Raw genomic sequence first — 25,262 nt, forward strand, 5'->3', positions numbered from 1 at the left:
TCATGCAAACCTCGCCCAACTCCCTCTCCGTCTCGAGTCATCGTTCGCTGGATCATGTCGGCCGTAGTAGAGCTTCGACTGTCGACGATTCAATAGGCCTACCGTCATTGGTCGAGAGCACCGAACTGCTCAAGGGCGGCAAGACGGTGGGTATTCTGCACAATGGTTCGCTCTATCGGCTGCAAGCCACCAAGCTGGGCAAGCTGATCCTGACCAAATAGTGGCCATTTCGATTTCGCGCAAGTTTCATCGTGGGGCGACCAAAGGAGAATCCTCCCAGGGTCGTTTTAGCTAGCCAACGGTTCGCCGACAGCCATGCTTTTTTTCCACGTTTGTCGATCAAACAAAAAAACGCCGACGCAGAGTCGGCGTTTTCGTTTGAGTCGCTGTCAGAGGCCAATTGCAGCAATACCAGCGCGTGCGATTTGCGCATCTTCATTGGACTTGACACCGCTTACCCCGACCGCGCCGATCACGTGACCGTCTTTCACGATCGGCACCCCACCTTCAAGCAATCCTTGGATGCCCGGCGCTGTCAAGAACGAGGTACGACCGCCGTTGATCATGTCCTCATACGTCTTGCTTTCGCGTCGCCCTATGGCGGCGGTGTGCGCCTTGGCAGGCGCAATGTGCGATGAAAGCGCTGCGGCCCCATCGAGCCGCTGCAGCCACAACAAGTTTCCGCCGTCGTCTGCGATGGCGATGGTGACAGCCCAATTGTTCTTGAGCGCCTCAGCCTCCGCTGCTGAAGCGATGGCCTTGACATCGGCGAGTTCGAGAAAGGACTTGGACTTCATGATCTTCAGGAAAAGTTGAGTAACCCGAGAGCATAGCGCTCGCTTTATCCCAGGCTCCGGTGCCCCCGGCAGCTAAGACCATCTCGGCGCAGGTATTTGTGATTTGACTCCCTTGCAACGACCTAGAATGCGCCCAACTGCAGCGTTGCAGCACATACCTGGAGTTTCAGCAATGAACGACCGTGTCACTACCCTCGATACCTCCTCCGCTTACGGCCGGCCGCTAGCCCAAGCGGATCGGCAGCGCGTACTGCGCAACACCTACTGGCTGCTTGCTCTGAGCCTGCTGCCCACCGTGCTCGGCGCCTGGCTTGGCGTCGCGACCGGAATCACTCGCAGCCTCACGGGCGGACTCGGGCTCATGGTGTTCATGGGCGGTGCCTTCGGCTTCATGTTTGCGATCGAAAAGACGAAGAACTCGGCTGCGGGCGTTCCCGTTTTGCTGGGTTTCACCTTCTTCATGGGCCTGATGCTCTCGCGCCTGATCGCAATGGTGCTCGGGTTCAAGAACGGCTCCGAACTCATCATGACCGCCTTCGGGGGTACCGCGGGAGTGTTCTTCCTGATGGCTTCTCTCGCCACGGTGATCAAGCGAGACCTCTCGGGTATGGCTAAGTGGCTCTTTGTAGGCGCGATGGTTCTGATGGTGGGCGCGATCATCAACGTGTTCGTCGGTTCGAGCGCGGGCATGCTGGCGATCTCGGTCGTCGCCATTGGAATTTTCTCTGCCTACATGCTGTACGACCTGAAGCAGATCATCGACGGCGGCGAGACCAATTACATCAGCGCGACGCTCGCGTTGTACCTCGACCTATTCAACGTGTTCCAGAGCCTGCTGATGCTGCTCGGTATTTTCGGCGGCGACCGCGACTGAACAATTTCGACCTAAACCAAAAAGGGCCCGCAGCAGCGGGCCCTTTTTTCATGCGCGGTCGAACACCGCTATAGATTCAACGTGTGCCGTATGAGGAAACATGTTGACCACACCGGCGAACGTACACCGATAGCCCGCTTGATGCACCAGAAGCCCCGCATCACGGGCAAGCGTCGAAGGGTTGCAGCTCACGTAGACAATCCGCTTCGGAGGTGTCCATTCTTCTCGCCCAAGCAAAGCCTGCTGATGGAGATCGGCGAGCGCCTTGGCGAGTGCGAATGCTCCCTCGCGCGGCGGATCCACGAGCCACTTTTCAGCAGCACCGTCTGCCATGAGCCTCTCAGGCGTCATGTCGAACAAGTTGCGTGCGACGAAGCTCGTCGCCGCGAGCGGCCGCCGGCCAGGGGTCGCCGCTCGATTGCGTTCGAAGTTTTCGGTGGCGCGCGCGACCAGCGTGTCGCTGCCTTCAATCCCCAGTACTTCACGCGCCCGGCTCGCAAGTGGCAGCGTGAAATTGCCAAGCCCGCAGAACCAGTCGATCACGCGTTCGTCAGACCTCACATCGAGCAGTCGAAGCGCCCGACCGACGAGCACACGATTGATATGCGGATTGACCTGCGTGAAATCGGTCGGTTTGAACGGCATCCTCACGCCGAACTCGGACAATTCATAAGCCAGAAGGGTGCCGCCCTCTTCCAGCAATTTCACCGTCTCGGGGCCTTTGGACTGCAGCCACCACTGGACGCCTGAGTGCTGCGCCGCAAATGTCTTCAGCCGAGCAACGTCAGCATTGGACAGCGGTTCCAAATGCCTCAGCACGAGTGCGATGACGCCCAGACCAAGGCCATCCGGTGCGTCGCCGCAGGCCAGTTCAATTTGCGGACAGGTTTCGCGAGCGTCCATCGAGCCGATGAGTTCACGCAGAGGCATCAGCATCTCGCTGACCTGCACTGGCAACACGGGGCATACCTTCATGTCCGCCAAATAGCGACTCTTGCGTTCGTGGAAGCCGATCAGCACGGTTCCTTTTTTCACGACGTGGCGCACGGACAGGCGCGCCCGATAGCGGTAGTGCCAGGCGGGTCCTTCGAGCGGACGCAGGATGTTGTCGGGCCGCACCTTCCCGAGGTGCCAAAGGTTGTCTTCAAGCGCGCGCTGCTTCACAGCAACCTGCGCGGCCGCGTCGAGATGCTGCATCTTGCAGCCACCGCAAGCGCCTGCGTGCAAACCGAAGTGCGGGCAGCCCGGCCGCACTCGCTGCGACGATTCGCGACCAATGGTCGTCACGGTGCCCTGCTCCCAATTGTTCTTCTTGCGATGAACGTTGAACTGCACCTCTTCGAAGGGCAAGGCACCTTCGATGAACACCACCATACCGTCCGCTTTGTGAGCGACGCCTTGCGCGTCGAGGTCGAGCGATTCGACCTGCAGCCATTCACCGCTCGAGCGCTGCGCCTCTTTCTTTTCTTTCGAATCCGTCATGCCCGAATTGTCTCAGGCCGCGGGAGGGGATCATCCCAGGTCTTATAAAAGTGCGTCGCGCTGCACACCGGCGCGAGCCAGTTGTCGCCGCATCTTCGCAAGCGCCTCATTCTGGATCTGTCGAACGCGTTCACGCGTGAGGCCAAGACGCGCACTCAGCACCTCGAGTGTTTCTGGATCGCGATCATGCAGACCGAAGCGCCCTTCCAGGACCTCTCGCTCGCGCTCGTTCAGAACGCGGATCCACTGATCGAGAAGCTTCTCTATTTCGTGCGTCTGCGTAACGCCTGTCGGGTCGGCACCGTCATCGACCGAAGCCACGATATCGGCGAGCGTAAAGCTTTCATCGCCACGTTCGCTGCCTGCGTCCAGCGAACGCGGCGCCTCCGCGAGCGCCATCAGGTCCGCCACCGCTTGCACCTCAAGGCCCAGGAATACAGCCACGTCTTCGACGCGCACGCCGTCGGGTCGGCGAGCGAGAAATTCTGGATCGCCTTCCAGCGCACGGCGCGCGCGCATCAACTGCTGGAGTTCGCGCACGACATGCACCGGCAATCGGATGGCGCGCGCCTGCATCATTGCCGCACGTTCGATGGACTGCCGAATCCACCACGTCGCATAGGTCGAGAAGCGGAACCCGCGCTCCGGCTCGAACTTGTTGATCGCATGCATCAGGCCGAGATTGCCTTCCTCGATCAGATCGCCCATTGGGACGCCGCGTCCGAGATAGCCCTTTGCGATGTTGACCACCAGACGAAGGTTGTGCTCGATCATCGATTGCCGCGCGGAAAAGTTGCCGCTTCGCGCCGCGCAGGCGGTTCGATACTCTTCTTCCGGAGTGAAAAGCTGGGTTCGGCGGACTTCGCGCAAGTAGAGCGTCAGCGAATCGCCGCCTTCGCCCGCCGTATCAACCAGGGTCGCATCGCGCGGATTTCCGATGTGCTTCTCTTCGCCGCTCCCGCCTAAATCGCCCTGGAAGGTGATCCGTTCAGTGTCGGTGAGTTGCGCGGGACCGAAAGCCGCAGTGCCGCCGTCGCCCGCCGCTCGCCGCACGGCCGCAGTGCGATAAGGGCGGGAAGCGGCCATGGCATGCTAGCGCTGTGGCAGGTACCGAGCCGGGTCGACCGGCTTGCCCTGACGACGAATTTCAAAGTGCAGCTTCACTCGGTCTGCGTCGCTGTTGCCCATTTCCGCGATCTTCTGTCCCTTTTGAACGGACTGATCTTCCTTGACCAGCAGTGTGCGGTTGTGCGCGTAAGCAGTGAGATAGGTGTTGTTGTGCTTGAGGATGATGAGGTTGCCATAGCCCCTCAAGCCCGCACCCGCGTAGACCACCCGGCCATCGGCCGCGGCGAGTACAGAGTCGCCAGCCTTGCCGCTAATATCGAGGCCCTTGTTCTTGGCTTCGTCGAAGCCGGCGATCAACGAACCTTGCGCCGGCCAGATCCAGCCCACATCTTCGTCACCGGATGCCGCAGCTGCGGGCGATGTTGGCGACGCTGTGATGGGCGAAGCTGGCTTTGCCGCTGCGGAGGCACCCGCCGCCGCTGCTGCCGCGGCAGTTGCCGGCGCTACGATGGGCTGCGTGACTGGCCGAGTGACGACGCCGGATGCTTCCGCACCGGCAGCCGCCGAAGCAGGCGATCCTGCAGCCGTCGCGCCTCCGGGGGCTGGAGGAATGACGCGCAACACTTGGCCGACTTCGATCAGATCGGGATTGTCGAGATTGTTCCAGCGCGCGATGTTCTGCCAGCTCTGGCCCGTTTCGGTGCCGATGCGGCGGATGGTGTCACCAGGACGAACGGCGTAATAGCCAGGCTTGCCATAGTTCTCGATTCCGGGAAGCGGCTTGCCCGACGCATCGGTGGTGATGGGGGGAACGCCCGGCGTCGCGCTTGCATTCGACCCTGCGACCGGTGCACGCGTCATGGTGCCGCGGTCTTCGACTGGCACCTGACCGCGTGGTGCTCCACACCCCGCAATCACGAGCGCGGACACCAGCGTCACGCCGGCGAGCCAGCCCCGATTGCCAAAACCCTGCATGTGTTCTTCCTTCAAGCAATTCCCGATTTTAGGGGGACAAAGTGGACCGCCTCAAGAATGCGGCGCTCGAGTCCGCGGGCAGTTTTATCGATCACGACCAAAGCTTGTCCGCCGGTCGCGGATGATGTCGGGGCAACGATCCGGCCACCTACCGCAAGCTGTGTGACCCACGCCTCGGGCACCGTCTCTCCGCCCGCCGCCGCAATGATGGCGGCGTACGGCGCACCTTTGGCGTACCCCACCATCCCATCGCCCAGCAGAAGGTGCACAGTGGCCAAGCGGAAGGGCCGCAGGTTTGCACGAGCACGCTCATGCAGTCCTCGCAAACGCTCGATGCTGTAAACCTCGCTTGCCACTAGACCAAGCACCGCGGCCTGATAGCCACAACCGGTGCCGATCTCGAGCACCCGGCCCAACCGCTGCGCAGGCTTGTTCGCCAAGGCAGGCGCACCAAGCAGCAACTCGATCATCCGTGCGACCACGTTCGGTTTCGAGATTGTTTGGCCCAAGCCGATAGGCAGGCTCGTGTCTTCGTAGGCCTGGTTGACCAACGCGCTGTCGACGAACCGATGCCGTTCAACCGTTCCCATTGCTCGCAGCACGCGTCCGTCCGCGATGCCCTGCGCGGCAAGGCGCTGAACCATGCGCGCGCGCACCGCATCGGATGCCATCGAGGGCGCTCCTTGAATCATCGGTCTGGTGGGCGTCAAGGGTGCCCGGCTGGGAGCGGGAGAAGAGGCCGACGATGTCAGCCGCACGGGAAATCCAGGTCGCTGTGCCGCCATGTCAGGATGGCTCACCCAGCCGAGCCACCGTGTCGCGCCACTGGTCGAGATGAGCGTGATCAGTCAGGTCGATCTGCAGTGGCGTCAGCGCGATATGCCCCGCTGCTGTTGCGTAAAAATCAGTGCCTTCGCCGCTGTCCTTGGCGCCACCTGCCCCGGCGATCCAATACATCGTCTCACCGCGCGGACTGTCCTGCGTGATCACCTTCTCAGCCGAGTGGCGGCGTCCCAACCTGCAGACCTTGACCGACTTCAGTGCATCGAAGGGAAGGTTCGGCACGTTGACGTTCAACAGAAACGCGCCGCCTCCGAGCATCTGATCCCGCTCGATCTGCTCGACCAAGCGCTGCGCAGCGCGAGCGGCAGCGTCGATGTGCGCCCATCCTTTTTCGATTTGCGAGAAGGCAATGGCGGGGATGCCGAAAAGATATGCCTCCATCGCAGCCCCGACGGTGCCCGAGTAGATCGTGTCGTCGCCCATGTTGGCACCGTTGTTGATGCCGGAGACAACCAGGTCCGGTCGATAGCCGAGAAGGCCCTTCAGAGCGACATGCACGCAGTCGGCCGGTGTTCCCGTGACGTAGCGAAACCCGTTGTGCGCGGTGTGCACGTACAGAGGCGCCGCCAACGTGAGCGCATTCGACTTGGCGCTGTTGTTGTGCTCAGGCGCGACCACTTCGACTTCCGCAATCTCCTTCAGCGCATCGTGCAAGGCAACGAGGCCAGGAGCCTGGTAACCATCGTCGTTTGAAATAAGTATTTTCATGGCGTCTATGGGTCCGCGCGATTGTAGGCGGCGGACGCGTCACGACTGGGACAACGCGGTCGTTGGAGCCCGCCTATCATGATCCGCATTCTTCACCATCCAGACTCATTGACAGGAGACACGAGCATGCACGCATGGCTTTGCGAAAACCCCACCGGCGTCGACGCACTGACGTGGAAAGAACTGCCGACGCCCCAGCCGGGCCCAGGTCAGGTGCTCATCGAAATCAAGGCGGCCAGCCTGAACTTTCCTGATCTGCTCATCGTGCAGAACAAGTATCAGATAAAGCCGCCGCTGCCCTTCGTTCCAGGCTCCGAATACGCGGGCGTGATCGCTGCGGTCGGTGAAGGTGTCACTCACCTGCGCGTGGGCCAGAACGTTGCATGCCTTTCTGGCACCGGCGGATTCGGCACGCACACGATCGCACCAGCGGCCCTCTGCATGCCACTGCCCGATGGTTTTGGGTATGTCGACGCAGCGGCATTCATCATGATTTATGCCACCTCGTGGCACGCCCTGATGGACCGAGCGCAATTGAAGGCCGGTGAAACCGTGCTCGTACTCGGTGCCGCAGGAGGCGTCGGCACGGCCGCAATACAGATCGCAAAAGCCGCAGGCGCGAAGGTTATTGCAGCGGCGTCGACAGACGAAAAATGCGAGCTCTGCAAATCGATAGGCGCGGACATCACCATCAACTACACCACACATCCAGTGCCCAACGCATTTCGCGATGCCGTCAAAGCGGCGACCGAAGGCAAAGGCCCGGACGTGATTTATGACCCCGTGGGTGGCGAATTCGCCGAGCCGGCGTTCCGTTCGATTGGCTGGCGCGGGCGTTATCTGGTCGTAGGCTTCGCTGCAGGGCCCATTCCCTCGCTGCCTTTGAATTTGATGCTCTTGAAAGGTGCATCCTTGGTTGGCGTGTTCTGGGGGGACTTCGCCAAGCGCGAGTCGAAAGCCAACGCGCAAATGATGGCCGAATTGGCAAAGTGGTATGGCCAAGGGAAGATCAAGCCGGTCATCGACAGCACGATGCCGATGGCGGATCTGAAAGCGGCCTACGCGCACATGGGATCGCGCGGCGTCAAGGGCAAGCTGGTGCTGGTCAACTGAACTGCCAGTCGATCCAACGAAAAAGGCCCGCCGATGCGGGCCTTTTCAATTACCAGGGAGTCCTTACTTGATTTCGAAGTCGGACAGCGATTTACCGGCCGCCAGAGCTTCGGTGACCCACCGCGGCTTACGACCACGGCCACCGGACCAAGTTTCACCGGTCGGGCCGCGATACTTGGCGGCCGACTTGGCAGGCACAGCTGAAACGCTCTTCTTGCCAGCGCGCGCCGAGAGTTTGAGGTCGGTTGCTGTCAACCCGTATTCAGCGATCTTCTTGCGCAGTTCCTCGATCACGCCTGCACGCTCTTGATTTCTAAGCTCTTCGGCTTGCTTTCGCAATTGCGCGATCTGCTCATCGTGCTTCTTGATCTGGGAATTGATGTCGGCAAGGGTTGAGGCCATCGGTGCTAATCCTCCGAATTGGAAAGCGAAAATTCTAATTGAAATCGCAATTGCCGCAACTGCATGAACCAAAAAAAAGCGCCGGCTTGAAGGCCGGCGCTTTTTTTGATCAAGTAGTTTGGGGTGGCTGATGGGACTCGAACCCACGACGACCAGAATCACAATCTGGGACTCTACCAACTGAGCTACAGCCACCGCAGAGCCACGAATTCTAGCGTGAAAAAATCACTTTTCCACGGCTACTGCGGAGTCGGACGGCTTCGACACCAAAATTTCTGCCTTGAACCGATCCTTCAGCATGTCGTAGTAGGCAGCGGTCTCGGCCGCTCCCACCGCTTGCCCTACCTGTTCCGTCTCCTGCTTTGCCACCTCTGGGCTCGGTGGAGTGCGTGGGACCGTCTTGTTGACGCGTACGACTGCGAACCCTTGCGCACCCAGATCCGCGCCGACAAGCGTGGGCAGTTTGGCACCGTCAGCGCGAAGGGCGCTTTCGATCACTGCAGCCGGTTGCGACTGCGTCTCCAGCCGAGAGACCGTGATTGGCGCACCGAGGTTTGCGCCAGCCGGATTCGCCTGCCATGCGGCAAGCTTGGCAAGGCCCTCTGCCTTTGCAAGCGCCGCGGAGCGTTCGGCGATCAGCTGCGTGCGAACCTTTTCCTTGACCTCCTCGAACGGCAGCGCGCGAGCGGGCGAATATTGGGTCACACGCCCGGAGGCTAGTTGATTCGGACCGATTTCAACCGCCTCGGTGTTGTGCTTGCGCTCGATCGAATCGGGGGCGAACAGGGCATTCAGGAAATTGCGGCTTGCCAATGGGCCGGTGACACCTGGGGCGGGAGTCCGTCCGACATTGTTGGCCGATTGAATCGTAAGCTTCAGCTTTTCGGCCGCGGGCTTGAGACTATCGGGCTGCTGATAAACGACGTCCGTGAAGATCTCTGCCGCCTTGGCAAATTCCTGCGTCGCTTGTTGGCTACGCACTTCGTTCTCGATGGTCGCGCGAACCTTTTCGAATGGCGGCACAACAGCCGGCTTGATGTCGTTGAGCTGGATGATGTGATAGCCGAATTCAGTCTCGACCACGTTGCTGATCTCGCCCTTCTTGAGCGCAAACATCGCGTCCTCAAATGGCTTCACCATCGCGCCGCGAGTGACGAAATCCAGATCGCCGCCTTTTTCAGCCGATCCTGGGTCCTGCGAATTCTTGCGTGCGACCTCTGCAAATGTGCTCGGCGCCTTTTGAACTTCTGCAAGCAATTGCTCCGCCTTCGCGCGCGCCTTTTCGCGTTCGGCTGCAGGAGCGCTGGCGGGCGCGGCAATGAGGATGTGGCTTGCTCGTCGCTCTTCCTTCGTGCCGAAGCGGGCGCTGTTCTGATCGTAGTAACTGCGAAGATCGGCTTCGCTGACGGAAATGTTCTTCTTTGCGGCCTCGAGATCGAGAACCAGGTATTCGACGCTGGCTTGCTCGGGTGCACGGAATTGCGCGGCATGCTCCCTGTAGAACGATTGGAGATCATCGTCGCTGACGCTGACCTTCGAAGCGAAGTCGGCCGGCTTGAAAAGCGACACCTGGATCTCACGACGGTCGTAGTAGGCATTGAGTGTTGTCGCGGCCTGGGCAGCGGTCGCGAACGAAGTGCCTGATACGCCGAGCGAGACTTGCTGCGTTGCCAGGTCCGCCCGAACCGCCGCCTCGTATTGCTCAGGCGTACGTCCCGTTGCGCGCATGAAGGTTTCCCGATCGAACTTGCCGTCCGGCGTGCGGAACGACGCGAGGCCTGCGTCTTCGGCGAAAAGGCGGGCAAGCCGCTCTTCGGACACGGTCATGTTCGACTTGGATGCCGCTGCCTGCAGCACACGCTCACGAACCATGCGCTCGAGCGTTGCATAGCGCGCTGCATCGGAGTCGAGCATTGCGGGTTCGATGTTGGGGGCCTGCTGGCGAATCCGGTCGACTTCATTGCGATGCTGCTGATCCCACTCGGGGCGCGTGATGTCGGTGCCCGCCACGTGCGCAACCGTCTCGCCTTGGCCGCCACCCTGATACCGGTCGACGCCAAACAGCACGAACGACGGAATGATCAGCAAGAACAAGAGCACCATGATGATCTTGTTGTACTTGCGGAAGGAATCAAACATGCTTGAGGCTCTCTCTGACGAATTGCGGAACGGCAACAAAAAAGGCGAACACTCTGTTCGCCTTTGCATCGGGGTGGTGGGTGCTGAGGGGCTCGAACCCCCGACCTACGCCTTGTAAGGGCGCCGCTCTACCAGCTGAGCTAAGCACCCCCGAAACAGTATCTCAGTTCAATGCGTCCTTGAGCGCCTTGCCTGGACGGAACTTTGGAATCTTGGCGGCCTTGATTTTAATCGCGTCGCCGGTGCGTGGATTGCGACCGGTCCGCGCGGCGCGCTTGCCGACTGCGAAAGTGCCAAAACCGACGAGCGACACGGAGCCGCCTTTTTTGAGCGTGGTACGAATGGCGCCGATGGTGGACTCGAGTGCGCGCGTCGCAGCGGCTTTGGAAATGTCGGCGTTTTTTGCGATGTGCTCAATCAGTTCGGTCTTGTTCACAAGGGCCCCTTGCAGAAAAAAATGTTGATCAGGGTCAGAAGCGATCCCGTCCCCGCGACCAAGCCGCGGGGTACATGAATGGATAAGGGTGGCAGTTCTGACGCGCCGGCAGCGCACTGCCGACAGGGATTACAACCACTGGTCTACGGGGTGTCAATACGACACTCACCCCATAGACCACGGCAAGGAGCGCGATTTTAGTGGCGTTTTCATGAAGCCGTTTTCAAAGCGCTTCAGCAATCGCTCGACCGAGATCGACCGTGTTCCCCGTACCACCGATGTCCGGCGTGCGCGGGGCACCGCTGTCGGGCGCGAGTACCTTTTCGATCGCCGCCAGGATCGCGTCGTGCGCGGCCTTGTGCCCCAGGAACTCGAGCATCATTGCGCCGCACCAGATCTGTCCGATGGGATTCGCGATGCCTTTGCCCGCGATGTCGGGTGCCGAGCCGTGGACGGGTTCAAAGAGCGAAGGCGTCGTGCGCTCGGGATTCAGGTTGGCACTGGGCGCGATGCCGATGGTGCCGGTGCATGCCGGCCCGAGGTCCGAGAGGATGTCGCCGAAGAGATTGCTCGCGACGACCACGTCGAAGAAATCCGGCCGCTGCACGAAATGAGCCGTGAGGATGTCGATGTGAAACTTGTCCAGGTTGATCCCCGGATAGCTCTTCGCCATCGCGGCGACGCGCTCGTCCCAATATGGCATCGTGATGGAGATGCCGTTGGACTTGGTTGCGCTGGTGAGATGCTTTTTGGGCCGTGATTGAGCAAGCTCGAAGGCGAACTCGAGCACGCGATCCACACCCACGCGCGACATCACCGTTTCCTGCACAACGATCTCCCGCGCAGTGCCCTCGTACATGCGCCCTCCGATGCTCGAATACTCGCCTTCGGTGTTCTCGCGCACGATGTACATGTCGATCTCGCCAGGCTGTCGCGGCGTGCCGTCGCGCCTCACCACCGGCGCAATGATGCCCGGCATCAGGCGAGCAGGGCGCAGGTTGATGTACTGGTCGAACTCGCGCCGGAACAGCAGCAGCGAGCCCCACAGCGAGATGTGATCAGGGATCTTCTCTGGCCAACCGACGGCGCCGAAGAAGATGGCGTCGTGCCCGCCGATCTGGTCTTTCCAGTCGTCGGGCAACATTTTTCCGTGCTTCTCGCAGTAGTCCCAGCTCGAGAAGTCGAAGTGGTCGAACTTCAGGTCGATGCCGAACTTGCGGGCCGCTGCGTCGATCACGCGCAAGCCTTCGGGCATGGTTTCCTTGCCGATGCCGTCGCCAGCAATGACTGCGATATGTTGGGTACTCATGTCTCGATGCTCGGGTGCCGCTTTGAAGAATGAAACGCCATTGTGCGTCGCTTGCACCAGGGATTCAGCGGCCGCCGCGAACCGCGAGGCTCACACCGACGGCCGTGATGGCAATGCCCGCGAGCGTCATGGCCGTGATCGGTTCGGAAAACAACAGCCACGCCATCACGGCCGTGCACGGCGGCACCAGATAGAGAAGGCTTGTGACGGCAGTGGCTGTGCCGCGCTGGATCAGCATGTAAAGCAGTGAGCTACCACCCAGCGATAGCGCCAGCACCGACCATGCCATGGCGCCGCCCGAAGCCACGTTCCAGTGGATGCTTTCCTGCTCCAGCGCAGCAAAGGGCAAGGTGACGATCAGCGCCGCCGCCAGTTGGATGGCGTTGGCGCTGCGCACATCGCACGGCGCCACGAAGCGCTTCTGGTACAGCGTGCCCGACGTGATCGACAGCAGCGCCATGATCGCGAGGCTCATCGTGAGCACGCTCACCTCGCCACCTTCGCCAAGCTTGCGCGATACGACGAGAAGCAATCCGATGAAGCCGAGCAGAAGCCCTGCCCATTGAGGACGCGTGACAGTGCCGCCGCGCAATGAAAGCCAGATCGCGGTCAATACCGGCTGGATGCCGACAAGCAGCGCGACCAAGCCCGAACCCATGCCCGCCCGTACTGCCGCCCACACACCGCCCAGATAACCCGCTTGCATCAACACGCCCGTGACGGCGAGATGACCCCACTGCATCCGCTCGCGGGGCCAAGTGACGCGCGCGAGCCTTACCCAGACCAGGAAGCAGGCGACCGACAGTGCGTAGCGCACAACCAGGAACTTCAAAGGTGGCGCATGGGGCATGCCATAGCGCGCCACGATGAAGCCGGTGCTCCAGATGAGCACGAAGACACCCGGCATCGCTCGCAACCAGCCCGCCGAGCGGGCTGCAACGCTCATTTGGCCCGCGCCCGAATTTCGGGGATTGCTTTTTGGAGGTAATAGACCATCGACCAGACCGTGAGGACTGCGGAAATCCAGATCAGCCACTGGCCCCAGGCACCGGTGTCGATCGAGCCGAACAAAGTGCCATTGAAGAGCAGGAACGGGATTGCGATCATCTGCACCGCCGTTTTGACCTTGCCGAGCATATGAACCGCAACGCTCTTGCCAGCCCCGATCTGGGCCATCCACTCGCGCAGCGCCGAGATGGCGATCTCGCGGCCGATGATGATCAGCGCCACGAACACATCGGCCCGATTCAGGTGCACCAGCACGAGCAGCGATGCGCATACGAGGAATTTGTCGGCGACCGGGTCCAGGAAAGCGCCGAAGGCCGACGTCTGGTTAAGCTTGCGCGCCAGAAAACCGTCGAGCCAGTCCGTCGCGGCGAAGACGATGAACATCACCGTCGCGATGAGATTGCGCATCGGCTCGGACAGCGGCAGATAGAACACGCCCACAATCAACGGAATCGCGACGATGCGCGCCCAGGTCATGATCGTTGGAAGTGTCCAGAACATCGGGTCGATTGTGTCATGGCATGAAGACGGTTCCGGCCTAGTGCAATGCGCGATAGATTTCCTCTGCGAGGTCCAACGCGATTCCGTCCACCGACGCGATGTCTTCCACGCTCGCCGCCGCGACGCCGCGGATGCCTCCGAAGCGTTGAAGCAATCGAGCGCGGCGCTTTGGGCCGATTCCAGGGATGTCTTCGAGTTGGCTGCCGCCGACGCGCACCTTGGCTCGCTTGGCCCGCATGCCGGTGATGGCGAAGCGATGCGCCTCGTCGCGGATCTGCGCCACGAGCATCAGCGCCGCAGAATCCCGCCCGAGGTAGACCTTTTCCCGACCGTCCGCGAAGACAAGTTCTTCAAGCCCGACCTTGCGCCCCTCGCCCTTCTCCACGCCGACGATCAGCGACAGCGGCAATCCAAGTTCGCTGAATACCTCGCGCGCCATGGAGACCTGCCCCTTGCCGCCGTCGACCAGCACCAGATCGGGCATGCGTGCAGAGCGCGTGCCCGGCGGGGCGTCCGAACCTGCGCCAGCGGCGTCCCCAGCGGGCGGCGCATCCGTTTCGGCCGCCATGGCCTCCGCCAGCTTGCCGTAGCGACGGTGCAGCACCTGGCGCATCGCGGCGTAGTCGTCGCCGGGCGTGATGCCTTCGATGTTGTAGCGGCGGTACTCACGGTTCTGCATCGCATGATGCTCGAACACCACGCATGAGGCCTGGGTCGCTTCGCCGGCAGTGTGCGAAATGTCGAAGCACTCGACCCGGAAGGTGTCGAGATCGTCCGGCGCGAGTTCGAGCGCATCGACCAGGGCTCGTGTGCGCGCCTGCTGCGAGCCCTCTTCCGCGAGCAAGCGTGCGAGTTGCAGGCTCGCGTTCTTGCACGCCATCTCCAGCCAGTGGCGTCGCTGCTCGCGAGGCTGGAACACCGCCGTGATGCGCGTACCGGCCTGCTGCGACACCGCCTCGATCAGATCGCGGCTGACAAGTTCGCTCAGGACCAGCGTCGCAGGCACGGGGACATCGATGTAGTGCTGCGCGATAAACGCTTCGAGCACCTGAACCTCGACAGCGACGGAGACAGGCGATGCGTCGTCGTCTTCGACATCGCGCTCGCCATGCTGCATCTGCGCGGCGTCCTCGACGTGCACCGGAAAGTACGCCCTGTCGCCCAAGTGCCGACCGCCGCGCACCATCGCCAGGTTGACGCAGGCCTTGCCGCCCTGCACCTTCACCGCGAGGATGTCGACGTCCTTGTCCGAGGCAATTTCCACCGACTGCTGGTGCAAGACGCGTGACAGTGCCGACATCTGGTTGCGCAATTCGGCCGCTTGCTCGAATTCGAGCTTCTCGGCGTGCGCCATCATCCGCGCCTCCAACTGCGTGAGTACGGCTTGCGTGTCGCCCATCAGGAAGGCTTCGGCATTGGCGACGTCCTGCGCGTAATCTGCAGGCGCGATGTAGTTCACGCAGGGTCCGCTGCAGCGCTTGATCTGATAGAGCAGGCAAGGCCGCGTCCGGTTGCTGAAGACCGTGTCCTCGCACGTGCGCAGCCTGAAGACCTTCTGCAGCAGTTGAATCGACTCCTTCACCGCCCATGCGCTCGGGTAGGGACCGAAATACCGGTGCTTTCGATCGACCGAGCCCCGGTAGTAGGCCAGCCGCGGAAAAGCATGCGAAGCAATCTTGAGGTAGGGATAGCTCTTGTCGTCGCGAAAAAGAATGTTGTAGCGCGGCTTGAGCGTCTTGATGAGGTTGTTCTCGAGAAGCAACGCCTCGGCCTCGGAGCGGACCACCGTCGTCTCCATCCGGGCGATCTTCGAGATCATGTGGCCGATGCGCGTGCCGGCGTGGTTCTTCTGGAAATAGTTGGCCACACGCTTCTTTAGATTGCGTGCCTTGCCCACGTAGAGCACGGCGCCCGCCGCGTCGAAATATCGATAGACGCCAGGCAACTGCGGCAACGCCGCCACTTCGCTGAGCAACTGTTCTGAATGCGTTTCTGACATGTCTTTATCGGGATTGCGCGCCGGGCAGCACCGGCTCGCATCGCACATCGGTCTTGACCGAATTGGCGATGAAACATTGATCGTGCGCCAAATGGTGCATCTCTTCGATCTGCTCATGGGACGGGAGCTTTTCGCCGGAAAAGCGCACGTCTGGTTGCAGCGTGACAACGGTGATCATGATCTTGCCGGTCGCGCCGCGCCCCATCTTTCCGGTCGCATGGTCGCTATACCGATCCACGCAGAAGCCGCGCTCCGCAGCGATCGACAGGAACCACAGCATGTGGCAACTGGACAGCGACGCCACGAAAGCCTCTTCGGGGTCGACCGCCGCGGGGTCGGACAGCGGCACCGGCACCACGTGCGGCGACGAGGATCCGACCCATTCGGCGCCGCCGTCGAAGCGAATCGCGTGGCGGCGGCTGTACCGGTTTCCAAGGAAGTCCTGGTCGCCGCGCTGCCAGAGGATGTCGGCCGAATGCTGTGACATGAATGCCGTCTCCGATGTCGTCATAAGGGGCTGTAGAGTATCCCGCGATGCGTTGGGACATTTTCTGCAAGGTGATTGACAACCACGGCGACGTCGGCGTCTGCTGGCGCCTCGCAGTCGCGCTGGCGAGCGCTGGGGAGACGGCTCGGCTCTGGATTGACGAGCCTTCCGCACTGAAATGGATGGCCCCCGATGGCTGCGAAGGCGTCACCGTCATCGTCTGGAAAAAACAGGTTGCGGCGGAGCAACTCGCTGCCCCGGGGCCCGACGTGCTGATTGAAGCCTTCGGTTGCGATCCGGCGCCAGGTGTCGTGGCGCTCTTCGCCCAGCAGCATCACGATTCCGGCATCGGCAACCGCTGGATCAACCTGGAGTACCTGTCGGCCGAGCCCTATGTCGAGCGCCTGCATGGACTGCCCTCCCCTGTCTTCCGCGAGCCAGCGGCCGGACTCACGAAGCATTTTTTCTATCCTGGATTCACGGCGGCGACCGGTGGGCTCTTGCGGGAGCCTGAGTTGATGGCGCGGAGGGAGCGCTTCGATCGTGCGGCATGGCTGGCGCAGCAGGGAATTCCGTGGCAGGGAGAACGACTCGTCTCTCTGTTCTGCTACGAGCCCGCGGCGCTTTCGGACTTGCTGGCGCAGTTGCAATCCGCTGGACAACCAAGCCGCCTTCTCGTCACGGCTGGCCGCGCGGCGGCAGCCTTGCCAGTTGGGCCTGCGCAACGGGGCGCCCTTTCCATTTCGTGGCTGCCCTACATGTCGCATCAGGATTTCGACCATCTGCTTTGGGCGTGCGACCTGAATTTCGTTCGCGGAGAAGATTCACTGACAAGAGCGCTGTGGGCCGGCGCGCCTTTCGTCTGGCAGATTTATCCGCAGGACGACGACGCCCACCACAACAAACTCAATGCGTTACTCGACTGGCTGCAAGCACCGCCCTCTCTGCGCAGGTTTCACCATCTCTGGAATGGCGTCGCCCCGGGGCCCCTTCCGGAGTTGGACCCGACGACGCTCGCAGTCTGGAACGCCGCGGCGCTCACGGCTCGCGCCCGCCTCCTGGCGCAGGATGACCTTTTGACGCGCTTGCGGCGCTTCGTCGCCCAAAAAAGCTAAAATTGCGGGCTTTGCAGATTTCCGGCCGGTTTCACCCGTAGCCCGCCTTCCGCTGAACCGCCGCAGTGCATGTGCAACGAGCGGCTTACATCCAGAGACCCTGAATATGAAAATCGCTCAAGAAATCCGTGCCGGCAATGTGATCATGCATGGCAAGGACCCAATGGTCGTCCTCAAGACTGAATACAGCCGCGGCGGCCGCAATTCCGCCACTGTTCGCATGAAGCTCAAGAGCCTGATTGCCAACTTCAATACCGAAGTGGTCTTCAAGGCCGACGACAAGATCGACCAGATCGTGCTCGACAAAAAAGAGTGCACCTACTCCTACTTTGCAGACCCGATGTATGTCTGCATGGACACCGAGTACAACCAGTACGAAGTCGAAGCCGAGAACATGGGCGATTCGCTCAATTACCTCGAAGACGGCATGCCCGTTGAAGTGGTGTTCTACGACGGCAAGGCCATTTCGGTCGAACTGCCCACCAGCGTCGAGCGCGAAATCACCTGGACCGAGCCAGCCGTCAAGGGCGACACCTCTGGCAAGGTCATGAAGCCAGCCAAGATTTCCACCGGCTTTGAAATCGGCGTGCCGCTCTTCGTTGCACAAGGCGACCGCATCGAAATCGACACCCGCACTGGTGAATATCGCAAGCGCGTCTAAGCAATTGAACGTCCTGGTGGATCAAAAAACTGGCTCCTGCGGGAGCCTTTTTTACGTCGCTCGAATGCCAGGTCCGAAAACTGCAGGGCGCACAATTCAGGATCGCTTTTTCGCAAGACCATGCCCAACAGTACACACGACCTTCACGACAAACGCCTCGCCGACGCCTGGGCCACCCTGCAGTCTCACGCCGACAAGGGGCTTCCGCTGAACACCGATCCATCGCGACTGGCGTTCGCCGATCCCGAATTCCTGCTGCGCCGCGAAACACGCGGGCTTCGCATGCAGTTGGAGCTGATGAAGCCCGACATCGAAATGCGTGCCCACGGAATTGAAAACACGGTGGTGGTCTTCGGCAGCGCCCGCTTTCGCAGCGAAGAAGAATCCGGAGCGCTGATCGCGCAGGCCGAAGCCGCCGGTGACACCGTTGCCGCGACACGCTGGCGCAAGCTCGCGCGCAGCTCGCACTACTACGAAAAGGCGCGCGCCTTCGGCAAACTGGTCGCGCAATACAGCAATGAGCGGGATCCGGAAGACAAGCTCTTCGTCTGCACCGGCGGCGGCCCCGGCATCATGCAGGCTGCGAACCGGGGCGCGTACGAAGGCGGAGGACTTTCCGTAGGCCTCGCCATTGCGCTGCCAATGGAAGAGGAAGCCAATCCTTACGTCACGCCGGCGCTCAGCTTCAAATTCCACTACTTCGCGATCCGGAAGATGCATTTCATGATGCGTGCGAAGGCGCTGGTCGCCTTTCCGGGCGGCTTCGGCACGCTGGACGAGCTGTTCGAGGTCATCACACTCGTGCAGACCCGCAAGGCCAAGCCGGTGCCGATCGTCCTTTTCGGCTCCGACTATTGGAAGCAGCTCGTCAATTTCGAGTTTCTTGCCGAGGAAGGGGTGATCTCGCCGGATGACGTCAAGCTGATCGAATACGTCGATGCGCCACAGAACGCTTGGGACTACATCAAGCGCTTCTACAAGCTCTGACGATCACCTGAGGCTCACGCAACGTCGGCCGCGCTGGGGACTCGCAAGCCCCAGACAGCGCGCGTGCCGAGCGCGACCACGCCGCCAACGATCCAGAACACACCCGCCACGCCGATCACCGCCCCCGCGGCGCCGAAGAGCATCGGCATCGCGACGCTGGATGCATTGAGCGTCATCACGCGCAGCCCTAGCGCCTCGCCGTGGCGTGCATGGGGCGTGATCTGGTGCAGCATGCTCATGACCATCGGCTGCACGGCACCGAGAGCAATGCCCAGCAGCACCGAACATATGCCCATGCCAACGGCCGAGGTCATCAACGGGTAGGCCGCAAACACCAGCGCAGTGATGACGTTCGATCCGGTGATCACGGTCCGCTCGCTCAGGCGAGAGGCCACGATCGGCAGCACGACCCGGATAGCGGCCGCCGCAACGGCAAAGGCTCCAAGAATGGAGCCGATCATCGACGCGCTCAGCCCGCGTTCGTGCCCGAGGATCGGCAAGACGAACGTATGCACGTCCCACGAGGCGGATTGCAGCCAATTGACGAACAACAGGCGCCGAAACATCGGCTGGCTCAGGAGATCCCACGCGCGCGGCTTGGGCGCACCATCGGGCAGGCGGATGGTCGGCAGTTCGGCTGTGCCGCGCGCCAGCATCCAGCACGCAATGGGCAGCAGCGCCAACAGCACGAAAGCCACCCGATAGCCAACCAGATCGCCCGGCACCGGCCCCGCATGGTCGATCAATAGGCCGGTCACGAACGGGCCGACGAAATTGGCAGCCGCCGGCGCGATCGCCAGCCAGCTGAACACCTGCTTGAGCTGTGTCGAATTGGTCGCTGCACGGCCGACGTGGCGCTGCAGTGCGATGACCGCGATGCCCGTCGCACCACCCGTGAGCAAAGCAGCAATGCAAAGCACGGGGAACACGGGAAAGGCCGCCGCCAGGCCGGCGCCCGAGGTGGCCGCGATGACGGCGATCGACAGCGGTCGCCGCAAGCCATGGCGATCGGCGAAGCGCCCCGCCGGCAACGCCAGAAAAACCTGAGTCAGTGCAAACAGCGACAGCAGCACCCCGACGGCCGCGGCACTATAGCCTTCGCTCAGCGCCAGGAGCGGCGACGCCAGCCGGGTGCCCGTCATCGCCGCGTGCAGGCACACCTGGGCTGCGATGAGCCGTAGCAAGCTCGCGTTCACGCGGCGCCGTCGTCCTCGACGTCGGCCATCGGCAGCATGCCTTGGGTCTGGGACTCAGGGAGTGCCTCGACCTTGCGCAGCGCGAGACGCATCTGCTTGGCGCGGGTGTCCGCCTTGTCGATCGTGTCGGACGCCTTTGCGACCTGCTCCTTGATGCGCGCCACCCATTCGCCGTAGCGCTCGAATTCGGTCTTGACGGCGCCGAGGACTTTCCAGACCTCCGAAGCCTGATGCTCCAATGCCAGCGTGCGAAAGCCCATGTGCAGACTGTTGAGCATCGCCAGCAGCGTGGTCGGGCCGGCCAGCGTCACCCGATGCTGGCGTTGGATCGCGTCCATCAGGCCGGGGCGGCGCAGCACTTCGGCATAGAGGCTTTCGACGGGAAGAAAAAGAATCGCGAAATCCGTGGTGTGCGGCGCCGCCAGGTAGTTTTCGGCGATGGACTTTGCTTCAGTGCGAATGCGCGCCTCAAGCGCCTTGGCAGCGACTTCGGCCGCGCCCGGGTCGGCCCGTTCATGCGCATCGAGCAATCGCTCGTAGTCGTCGCGCGGAAACTTGGCGTCGATCGGCAGCCACACCGGGGAGCCATCATCGCCCCGCCCTGGAAAGCGAATCGCGAAGTCCACGCGCTGGCCGCTGCGCGGCTTGGTCTCGATCTGCTTGGCGTATTGCTCGGTGGTCAACACCTGTTCGAGCAAGGCTTCGAGCTGGACTTCGCCGAACACCCCGCGCGTCTTCACGTTCGTCAGGACACGCTGCAGGCTTCCGACCCCCACCGCCAGCGTCTGCATCTCACCGAGGCCCTTATGGACTTGCTCAAGGCGATCGGCGACCTGCTTGAAGCTCTCGCCGAGGCGCGCCTCCAGCGTGCTCTGGAGCTTCTCGTCGACCGTCTTGCGCATCTCGTCGAGCTTGGCCGTGTTGGTCTGCTGGAGCTGCGCGAGTTGCGTCTCCATCGTGGCACGTACCTCGGCAAGCCGCCGCGCGTTCGATTCGCTCAGTCCCTGCAATTGCGTGTTGAGCGTGTCCCCGAGCGTCTTCTGCAGCAACGTGAGCTGCTGTGCGAAAGCATCGATCTGCGCGTTTTGCGTGCGCGTGTTTTCCGCGCCTTGCTGGACGAGCGCCTGTTGGAAGGTGGAAAACGCCTGCGCCGTCTCCTGGCGAGCGCCGCGAGAGGATTCGCCGATTTCGTGGCGCAGTTCGCGCTCGACGCGCTCGTTGCCGGCCGCCAGTGTCGCGATCAAGGAGGAATGGTCTGGAGGAGTGGGTGGAGGGGGTCTTCGCACCAGCAGCCAGATGACCAGCAAAAAATTCAGGGCCGCCAGGGCCAGGAGGATCCAGGTTTCGATCACGGGTCGCGTTGTCTTTTCAGGGTTTGCCAAGCACGTCCGGATTGAGCGGCGTGACGGGCTTGTTGTTGACGAGATAGCCAATGAGGTTGTCCGCAGCCAGGTCGGCCATGGCGAGCCGCGTCGGAACGGTGGCGCTCGCGATGTGCGGCGTCAGGACGACGTTCGGCACCTTCAGCAGGTCGGGATGGACTTTCGGTTCGCCCTCGAAAACATCGAGGCCGGCGGCGGCGATCCGCTTGTCGCGCAGGGCCGCAGCAAGTGCTGCGTCATCGACGATCCCGCCGCGCGCAATGTTGACCAGCGTGGCCGTCGGCTTCATCAGCGCCAACTCGGCGGCGCCGATGGTGTGGTGCGAGGCCGGCGTATATGGCACCACGAGCACCACGTGATCGGCAGTCCTGAGCAGATCTTCCTTGCTGGCGTAGCTGGCCTTGCAATCGGCTTCCAGCTTGGCATCGAGCCGCGATCGGTTGTGATAGATCACCTTCATGCCGAAGCCCAACGCGCCGCGGCGCGCGATCCCCTGCCCGATTCGGCCCATGCCGATGATGCCGAGCGTGGAGCCGTGAATGTCCGAGCCGGCGAACATGTCGAAGCTCCATTTTTCCCACTTGCCTGCGCGCAGAAAGTGCTCGCTTTCGGCAATGCGGCGGGCGGTGGCCATCAGCAGCGCGAACCCGAAATCGGCTGTGGTTTCCGTCAACACGTCGGGCGCGTTGGTGCCGAGCACCCCGCGGGAGGTCATCGCATCGATGTCGAAGTTGTTGTAGCCCACGGCCATGTTGGCGCAGATTTTGAGCTCGGGGCAAGCGCCAAGGACCTCGGCGTCGATGCGTTCGCTGCCCGTGGTGAAGACGCCGACCTTCCCCTGCAACTTCTCGATCAGCTGGGCCTTGGTCCAGCTTTCGTCGTTAGGGTTGGATTGGACTTCGAAGTGCTCCTCAAGCCTCGCGATGGTCTCCGGAAAGATCGCGCGGGCGACCAGGATCTTGGGTTTATTCATGATCGATGAAAGAAGATGAAGCTGACAAGAACAAAGAGCGGCATCAGGATGGCGCCTGACCACAGCATGTAGCCAAAGAAGCTCGGCATGCGCACGCCGCGGCTCTCGGCAATGGCCTTGACCATGAGATTGGGCGCGTTGCCGATGTAGGTATTGGCTCCCATGAACACGGCGCCCGCCGACAGCGCGGCCAGCGTCGTCGCATAGGTGGTCATCAGTGCCTGCGGATCACCGCCGGCGGTATTGAAGAACACCAGGTATGTCGGCGCATTGTCGAGGAACGAACTGAGAATGCCGGTGGCCCAGAAATACATGGCTGGATGGGGCTCACCGCCGGGGCGCGTGACCGCCGAGACGACCGCACCGAAAGGACCGTCCACCCCCGCCTTCAGCATAGCGATCACCGGCACGATCGTCAGGAAGATGCCTGCGAAAAGCTTTGCCACTTCGAGCATCGGTCCCCAGCTGAACTGATTGTCGAAGTGCACCTTGGGCGCCGTGATCTTGAGCGACAGCAGGATGATTGCGATGAGCGCCACATCGCGCACGACGCTCGGCAACCCCACCTCAGTGCCAAGAAAATCGAAGCTGATGGGAGATTTCCACAAACCGCTGAGCAGGACGAAAAAAATCGTGGCGGCCAGCAGCAGGAAGTTGACGGCTCCGTCTATGCCGATGGTTTTCGTGTCGGGCGTCGGGTCCACCGGGTACTTGCCCCCGTGCCTGTAGTACCAGGTGTCGAGCACATAGAAAAGGACCAGCAGGATGGCGAGCATGAACAAGGTTTCAGGCAGGATGTTCCTTGCGGTCCAGAAGAAATCGACGCCCTTCAGGAAGCCCAGGAAAAGCGGCGGATCGCCCAGCGGGGTCAACGAGCCGCCGATGTTCGACACGATGAAGATGAAGAACACGATCACATGCACCTTGTGCTTGCGCTCGTCGTTGGCGCGGATCAAGGGCCGGATCAGCAGCATCGATGCGCCGGTCGTCCCCATCAGGCTGGCGAGCACGGCTCCCAAGGCCAGAATTCCCGTGTTGAGCTTTGGCGATCCCCGAAGATTTCCGCGGATATGGATTCCGCCCGAAACGGCGAACAACGCGGCCAGCAGGACGATGAAGGGGATGTATTCGGCGACCAGCGCATGCACCAGTTGAACAAGCGCCAGAGGCAAGCCGAAGGTTGCCGCGAAAGGCAGCAGAAAGGCCAGCGCCCAAGCGGCCACGACCTTGCCATAGTGGTGGTGCCAGAACAATGGCGCAATCAGTGGCAGCAGCGCAATCGAAAGCAAGATCCCGGCGAAAGGCACTCCCCATAGCGGAGACAGGCGGGCGCCATCGAACTCGGCCGCCAACGCGATTGCCGGCAGCATGAGCCCGACGAGTGCCACTGCCAGCGATCGCGCGATCTTCCTTGCTGGAGCCACGACCGTCATGCGGAGGGCTGGGCGATCTCGAAGACCTGCCGCAGATAGGCCAGGTATCGCTCGTCTTCGCACATGTTCTTGGATGGCGTATCCGAGAGCTTCGCCACAGGCTGGTCGTTGCAGGCCACCATCTTGATCACGATCTGCAGCGGCTCGTAGCCCAGATCGTTGGTCAGGTTGGTGCCGATGCCGAAAGCAAGCTGGCAACGGCCGCGAAACTGCTGGTACAGCTCGACCGTGCGAGGCACTGTCAGGCTGTCGCTGAAGATCAGCGTCTTGGTGAGCGGATCAACGCGGTTGGTTGCGTAGTGTGCAAGCATGCGTTCGCCCCACTGGAACGGATCGCCGCTGTCGTGGCGTGCGCCATCGAAGAGCTTGCAGAAATACAGGTCGAAGTCGCGCAGGAACGCGCTCATGCCGTAGACATCGGAAAGCGCGATTCCCAGGTCGCCGCGATATTCCTTGGCCCACATCTCGAAGCCGAAGATCTGGCTGTCGCGGAGCCGCGGCCCCAGCGCCTGACAGGCCTGCAGGTATTCGTGCGCCATGGTGCCCAGGGGGATCAGGCCCAGCTTCATCGCATACAGCACATTGCTGGTGCCCGCGAATTGCGGCAGCTTCAAATGCCCCTGGGTTTGTTGCGGCGGCGCGGCCACGGCACCCAGTTGGCCGGCCAGCGTACGCAGCACCTCTTCATGCCAATCCTTGGAAAAGCGGCGGCGCGTGCCGTAGTCGGCGATCTTCAGGTCCGAAAGGCCGGCATGCTGTAGCTGCGAGATCTTGGTCTCCAGGCGCCGGCGGCCTTCCGCGAAGTCCGGCTGCGGCTGGGTATTGCGAAAGTACACCTCGTTGACGATCGCGAGCACCGGGATCTCGAAAAGAATGGTGTGCAGCCACGGCCCCTTGATACGGATCTCGAGCTCGCCGGAAGCCTGCGGGACGATATCGATGTACTTCTCGTTCAGACGGAACAGCCCCAAAAAGTCGACGAAGTCGCTTTTGATGAATCGCATCGAGCGCAGGTAGCTCAATTCGGCATCCTTGAATTGCAGCGAGCAGAGGTGGCGCACTTCTTCGCGGATCTGCCCGGCAAAGCGGGCGAGATCGATGCCGGGATTGCGGCATTTGAAGCGGTATTCGACGCGCGCTCCAGGGAACTGGTGCAGCACCACCTGCATCATCGTGAACTTGTAGAGGTCGGTATCGAGCAGGCTGTGGATGATCATGATGCGGCGCGCTGGTCTCCGTAGTCATTCGGCGTGCGTTCGATTATCACGGGGCGCGTCGGCAAGTGCCTACGGACCCTTCCCCGAGCGTCCTACCGACTTGCTGAGTCCATCACGAGACAGTGTTTTCACGCCGGCAATCAGCTCTCTGACGCCG

The 25,262-nt window shown here is 61.7% G+C and carries 25 protein-coding genes and 2 tRNA genes; 6 read left to right on the forward strand and 21 right to left on the reverse strand.

Annotated features, from left to right (window positions below; all coding sequences use genetic code 11):
* Nucleotides 1-2 precede the first annotated feature (2 nt).
* A complete protein-coding gene (gene hemP, locus AC1DMA_RS23295; protein WP_478126870.1) occupies nt 3-221 on the forward strand; it encodes a hemin uptake protein HemP in 219 nt (72 codons plus the stop codon).
* A gap of 168 nt (nt 222-389) precedes the next feature.
* Here hemP and AC1DMA_RS23300 read toward each other — a convergent pair whose 3' ends face one another.
* Complete coding sequence (locus AC1DMA_RS23300; RefSeq protein WP_478126871.1) at nt 390-797, reverse strand: GlcG/HbpS family heme-binding protein; 408 nt, start codon at nt 795-797, stop codon at nt 390-392.
* Nucleotides 798-969: 172 nt separating this feature from the next.
* Here AC1DMA_RS23300 and AC1DMA_RS23305 point away from each other — a divergent pair, with 172 nt between their 5' ends.
* Nucleotides 970-1,671: a Bax inhibitor-1/YccA family protein gene (locus tag AC1DMA_RS23305; protein ID WP_478126872.1), complete on the forward strand. Its 702-nt coding sequence runs from the start codon at nt 970-972 to the stop codon at nt 1,669-1,671.
* 48 nt (nt 1,672-1,719) lie between these two features.
* Here AC1DMA_RS23305 and rlmD read toward each other — a convergent pair whose 3' ends face one another.
* Genes rlmD through surE form a run of 5 tightly spaced genes read right to left on the reverse strand, consistent with a single transcriptional unit; the run spans nt 1,720 to nt 6,747 of the window.
* Nucleotides 1,720-3,153 (reverse strand): 23S rRNA (uracil(1939)-C(5))-methyltransferase RlmD, encoded by a 1,434-nt coding sequence (rlmD, locus tag AC1DMA_RS23310; RefSeq protein ID WP_478145635.1) that lies wholly within the window; start codon nt 3,151-3,153, stop codon nt 1,720-1,722.
* Nucleotides 3,154-3,195: 42 nt separating this feature from the next.
* Nucleotides 3,196-4,239: a sigma-70 family RNA polymerase sigma factor gene (locus tag AC1DMA_RS23315; RefSeq protein WP_478126874.1), complete on the reverse strand. Its 1,044-nt coding sequence runs from the start codon at nt 4,237-4,239 to the stop codon at nt 3,196-3,198.
* 6 nt (nt 4,240-4,245) lie between these two features.
* Complete coding sequence (locus tag AC1DMA_RS23320; RefSeq protein WP_478126875.1) at nt 4,246-5,196, reverse strand: peptidoglycan DD-metalloendopeptidase family protein; 951 nt, start codon at nt 5,194-5,196, stop codon at nt 4,246-4,248.
* A gap of 11 nt (nt 5,197-5,207) precedes the next feature.
* The gene (locus AC1DMA_RS23325; RefSeq protein WP_478127083.1) at nt 5,208-5,981 is read right to left on the reverse strand and encodes a protein-L-isoaspartate(D-aspartate) O-methyltransferase; all 774 of its coding nucleotides are present in this window, start codon (nt 5,979-5,981) and stop codon (nt 5,208-5,210) included.
* A gap of 1 nt (nt 5,982) precedes the next feature.
* Complete coding sequence (gene surE, locus AC1DMA_RS23330; RefSeq protein ID WP_478126876.1) at nt 5,983-6,747, reverse strand: 5'/3'-nucleotidase SurE; 765 nt, start codon at nt 6,745-6,747, stop codon at nt 5,983-5,985.
* A 126-nt stretch (nt 6,748-6,873) separates the two neighbouring features.
* Between surE and AC1DMA_RS23335 the strand changes: the two genes are divergently transcribed.
* A complete protein-coding gene (locus AC1DMA_RS23335) occupies nt 6,874-7,860 on the forward strand; it encodes an NADPH:quinone oxidoreductase family protein (RefSeq protein WP_478145636.1) in 987 nt (328 codons plus the stop codon).
* A gap of 63 nt (nt 7,861-7,923) precedes the next feature.
* Here AC1DMA_RS23335 and AC1DMA_RS23340 read toward each other — a convergent pair whose 3' ends face one another.
* The 10 genes from AC1DMA_RS23340 to AC1DMA_RS23385 form a co-directional block, all read right to left on the reverse strand.
* The gene (locus AC1DMA_RS23340; protein ID WP_478126878.1) at nt 7,924-8,262 is read right to left on the reverse strand and encodes an H-NS histone family protein; all 339 of its coding nucleotides are present in this window, start codon (nt 8,260-8,262) and stop codon (nt 7,924-7,926) included.
* Between the two features lie 119 nt (nt 8,263-8,381).
* Nucleotides 8,382-8,457: transfer RNA gene (locus tag AC1DMA_RS23345), tRNA-His, on the reverse strand.
* 30 nt (nt 8,458-8,487) lie between these two features.
* On the reverse strand, nt 8,488-10,401 hold the full coding sequence (locus AC1DMA_RS23350; protein WP_478126879.1) for a SurA N-terminal domain-containing protein: 1,914 nt from the start codon (nt 10,399-10,401) through the stop codon (nt 8,488-8,490).
* A 74-nt stretch (nt 10,402-10,475) separates the two neighbouring features.
* Nucleotides 10,476-10,551, reverse strand: a tRNA-Val gene (locus AC1DMA_RS23355).
* Between the two features lie 13 nt (nt 10,552-10,564).
* Nucleotides 10,565-10,837 carry an HU family DNA-binding protein gene (locus AC1DMA_RS23360; protein ID WP_007830705.1) on the reverse strand — a complete coding sequence of 91 codons (273 nt, stop codon included), beginning with the start codon at nt 10,835-10,837 and terminating at the stop codon, nt 10,565-10,567.
* 223 nt (nt 10,838-11,060) lie between these two features.
* Nucleotides 11,061-12,146, reverse strand: coding sequence for a tartrate dehydrogenase (locus AC1DMA_RS23365; protein WP_478145637.1), 1,086 nt, complete (start codon nt 12,144-12,146; stop codon nt 11,061-11,063).
* A 64-nt stretch (nt 12,147-12,210) separates the two neighbouring features.
* Nucleotides 12,211-13,092: a DMT family transporter gene (locus tag AC1DMA_RS23370; RefSeq protein WP_478126881.1), complete on the reverse strand. Its 882-nt coding sequence runs from the start codon at nt 13,090-13,092 to the stop codon at nt 12,211-12,213.
* Nucleotides 13,089-13,655, reverse strand: a complete 567-nt coding sequence (gene pgsA / locus AC1DMA_RS23375) for a CDP-diacylglycerol--glycerol-3-phosphate 3-phosphatidyltransferase (RefSeq protein ID WP_478126882.1) — start codon at nt 13,653-13,655, stop codon at nt 13,089-13,091. The genes AC1DMA_RS23370 and pgsA overlap by 4 nt, the downstream gene beginning before the upstream one ends.
* Nucleotides 13,656-13,692: 37 nt before the next feature.
* A complete protein-coding gene (gene uvrC, locus AC1DMA_RS23380; protein WP_478145638.1) occupies nt 13,693-15,654 on the reverse strand; it encodes an excinuclease ABC subunit UvrC in 1,962 nt (653 codons plus the stop codon).
* Between the two features lie 4 nt (nt 15,655-15,658).
* Complete coding sequence (locus tag AC1DMA_RS23385) at nt 15,659-16,141, reverse strand: OsmC family protein (RefSeq protein WP_478126884.1); 483 nt, start codon at nt 16,139-16,141, stop codon at nt 15,659-15,661.
* Between the two features lie 47 nt (nt 16,142-16,188).
* Here AC1DMA_RS23385 and earP point away from each other — a divergent pair, with 47 nt between their 5' ends.
* The 3 genes from earP (at nt 16,189) to AC1DMA_RS23400 (ending at nt 18,904) form a co-directional block, all read left to right on the forward strand.
* Entirely contained in the window at nt 16,189-17,256 is a 1,068-nt protein-coding gene (gene earP, locus AC1DMA_RS23390) for an elongation factor P maturation arginine rhamnosyltransferase EarP (RefSeq protein ID WP_478145639.1), read from the forward strand.
* 106 nt (nt 17,257-17,362) lie between these two features.
* Nucleotides 17,363-17,917 carry an elongation factor P gene (gene efp / locus AC1DMA_RS23395; RefSeq protein ID WP_028253416.1) on the forward strand — a complete coding sequence of 185 codons (555 nt, stop codon included), beginning with the start codon at nt 17,363-17,365 and terminating at the stop codon, nt 17,915-17,917.
* A gap of 120 nt (nt 17,918-18,037) precedes the next feature.
* The gene (locus AC1DMA_RS23400) at nt 18,038-18,904 is read left to right on the forward strand and encodes an LOG family protein (RefSeq protein ID WP_478126886.1); all 867 of its coding nucleotides are present in this window, start codon (nt 18,038-18,040) and stop codon (nt 18,902-18,904) included.
* Nucleotides 18,905-18,918: 14 nt separating this feature from the next.
* Here AC1DMA_RS23400 and AC1DMA_RS23405 read toward each other — a convergent pair whose 3' ends face one another.
* The 5 genes from AC1DMA_RS23405 to pncB are packed head-to-tail and all read right to left on the reverse strand — an operon-like array spanning nt 18,919 to nt 25,105.
* A complete protein-coding gene (locus AC1DMA_RS23405; RefSeq protein ID WP_478145640.1) occupies nt 18,919-20,100 on the reverse strand; it encodes an MFS transporter in 1,182 nt (393 codons plus the stop codon).
* Entirely contained in the window at nt 20,097-21,449 is a 1,353-nt protein-coding gene (locus AC1DMA_RS23410; RefSeq protein WP_478145748.1) for a DNA recombination protein RmuC, read from the reverse strand. Before AC1DMA_RS23410 ends, AC1DMA_RS23405 begins: the two co-directional genes overlap by 4 nt.
* A 19-nt stretch (nt 21,450-21,468) precedes the next feature.
* Complete coding sequence (locus AC1DMA_RS23415) at nt 21,469-22,455, reverse strand: 2-hydroxyacid dehydrogenase (RefSeq protein ID WP_478145641.1); 987 nt, start codon at nt 22,453-22,455, stop codon at nt 21,469-21,471.
* Nucleotides 22,452-23,888, reverse strand: coding sequence for a sodium:proton antiporter (locus tag AC1DMA_RS23420; protein WP_478145642.1), 1,437 nt, complete (start codon nt 23,886-23,888; stop codon nt 22,452-22,454). The genes AC1DMA_RS23415 and AC1DMA_RS23420 overlap by 4 nt, the downstream gene beginning before the upstream one ends.
* A complete protein-coding gene (gene pncB, locus AC1DMA_RS23425; protein ID WP_478126889.1) occupies nt 23,885-25,105 on the reverse strand; it encodes a nicotinate phosphoribosyltransferase in 1,221 nt (406 codons plus the stop codon). Before pncB ends, AC1DMA_RS23420 begins: the two co-directional genes overlap by 4 nt.
* Between the last annotated feature and the right edge of the window lie 157 nt (nt 25,106-25,262).

It is taken from the genome of Variovorax sp. 05N34, assembly GCF_056397405.1.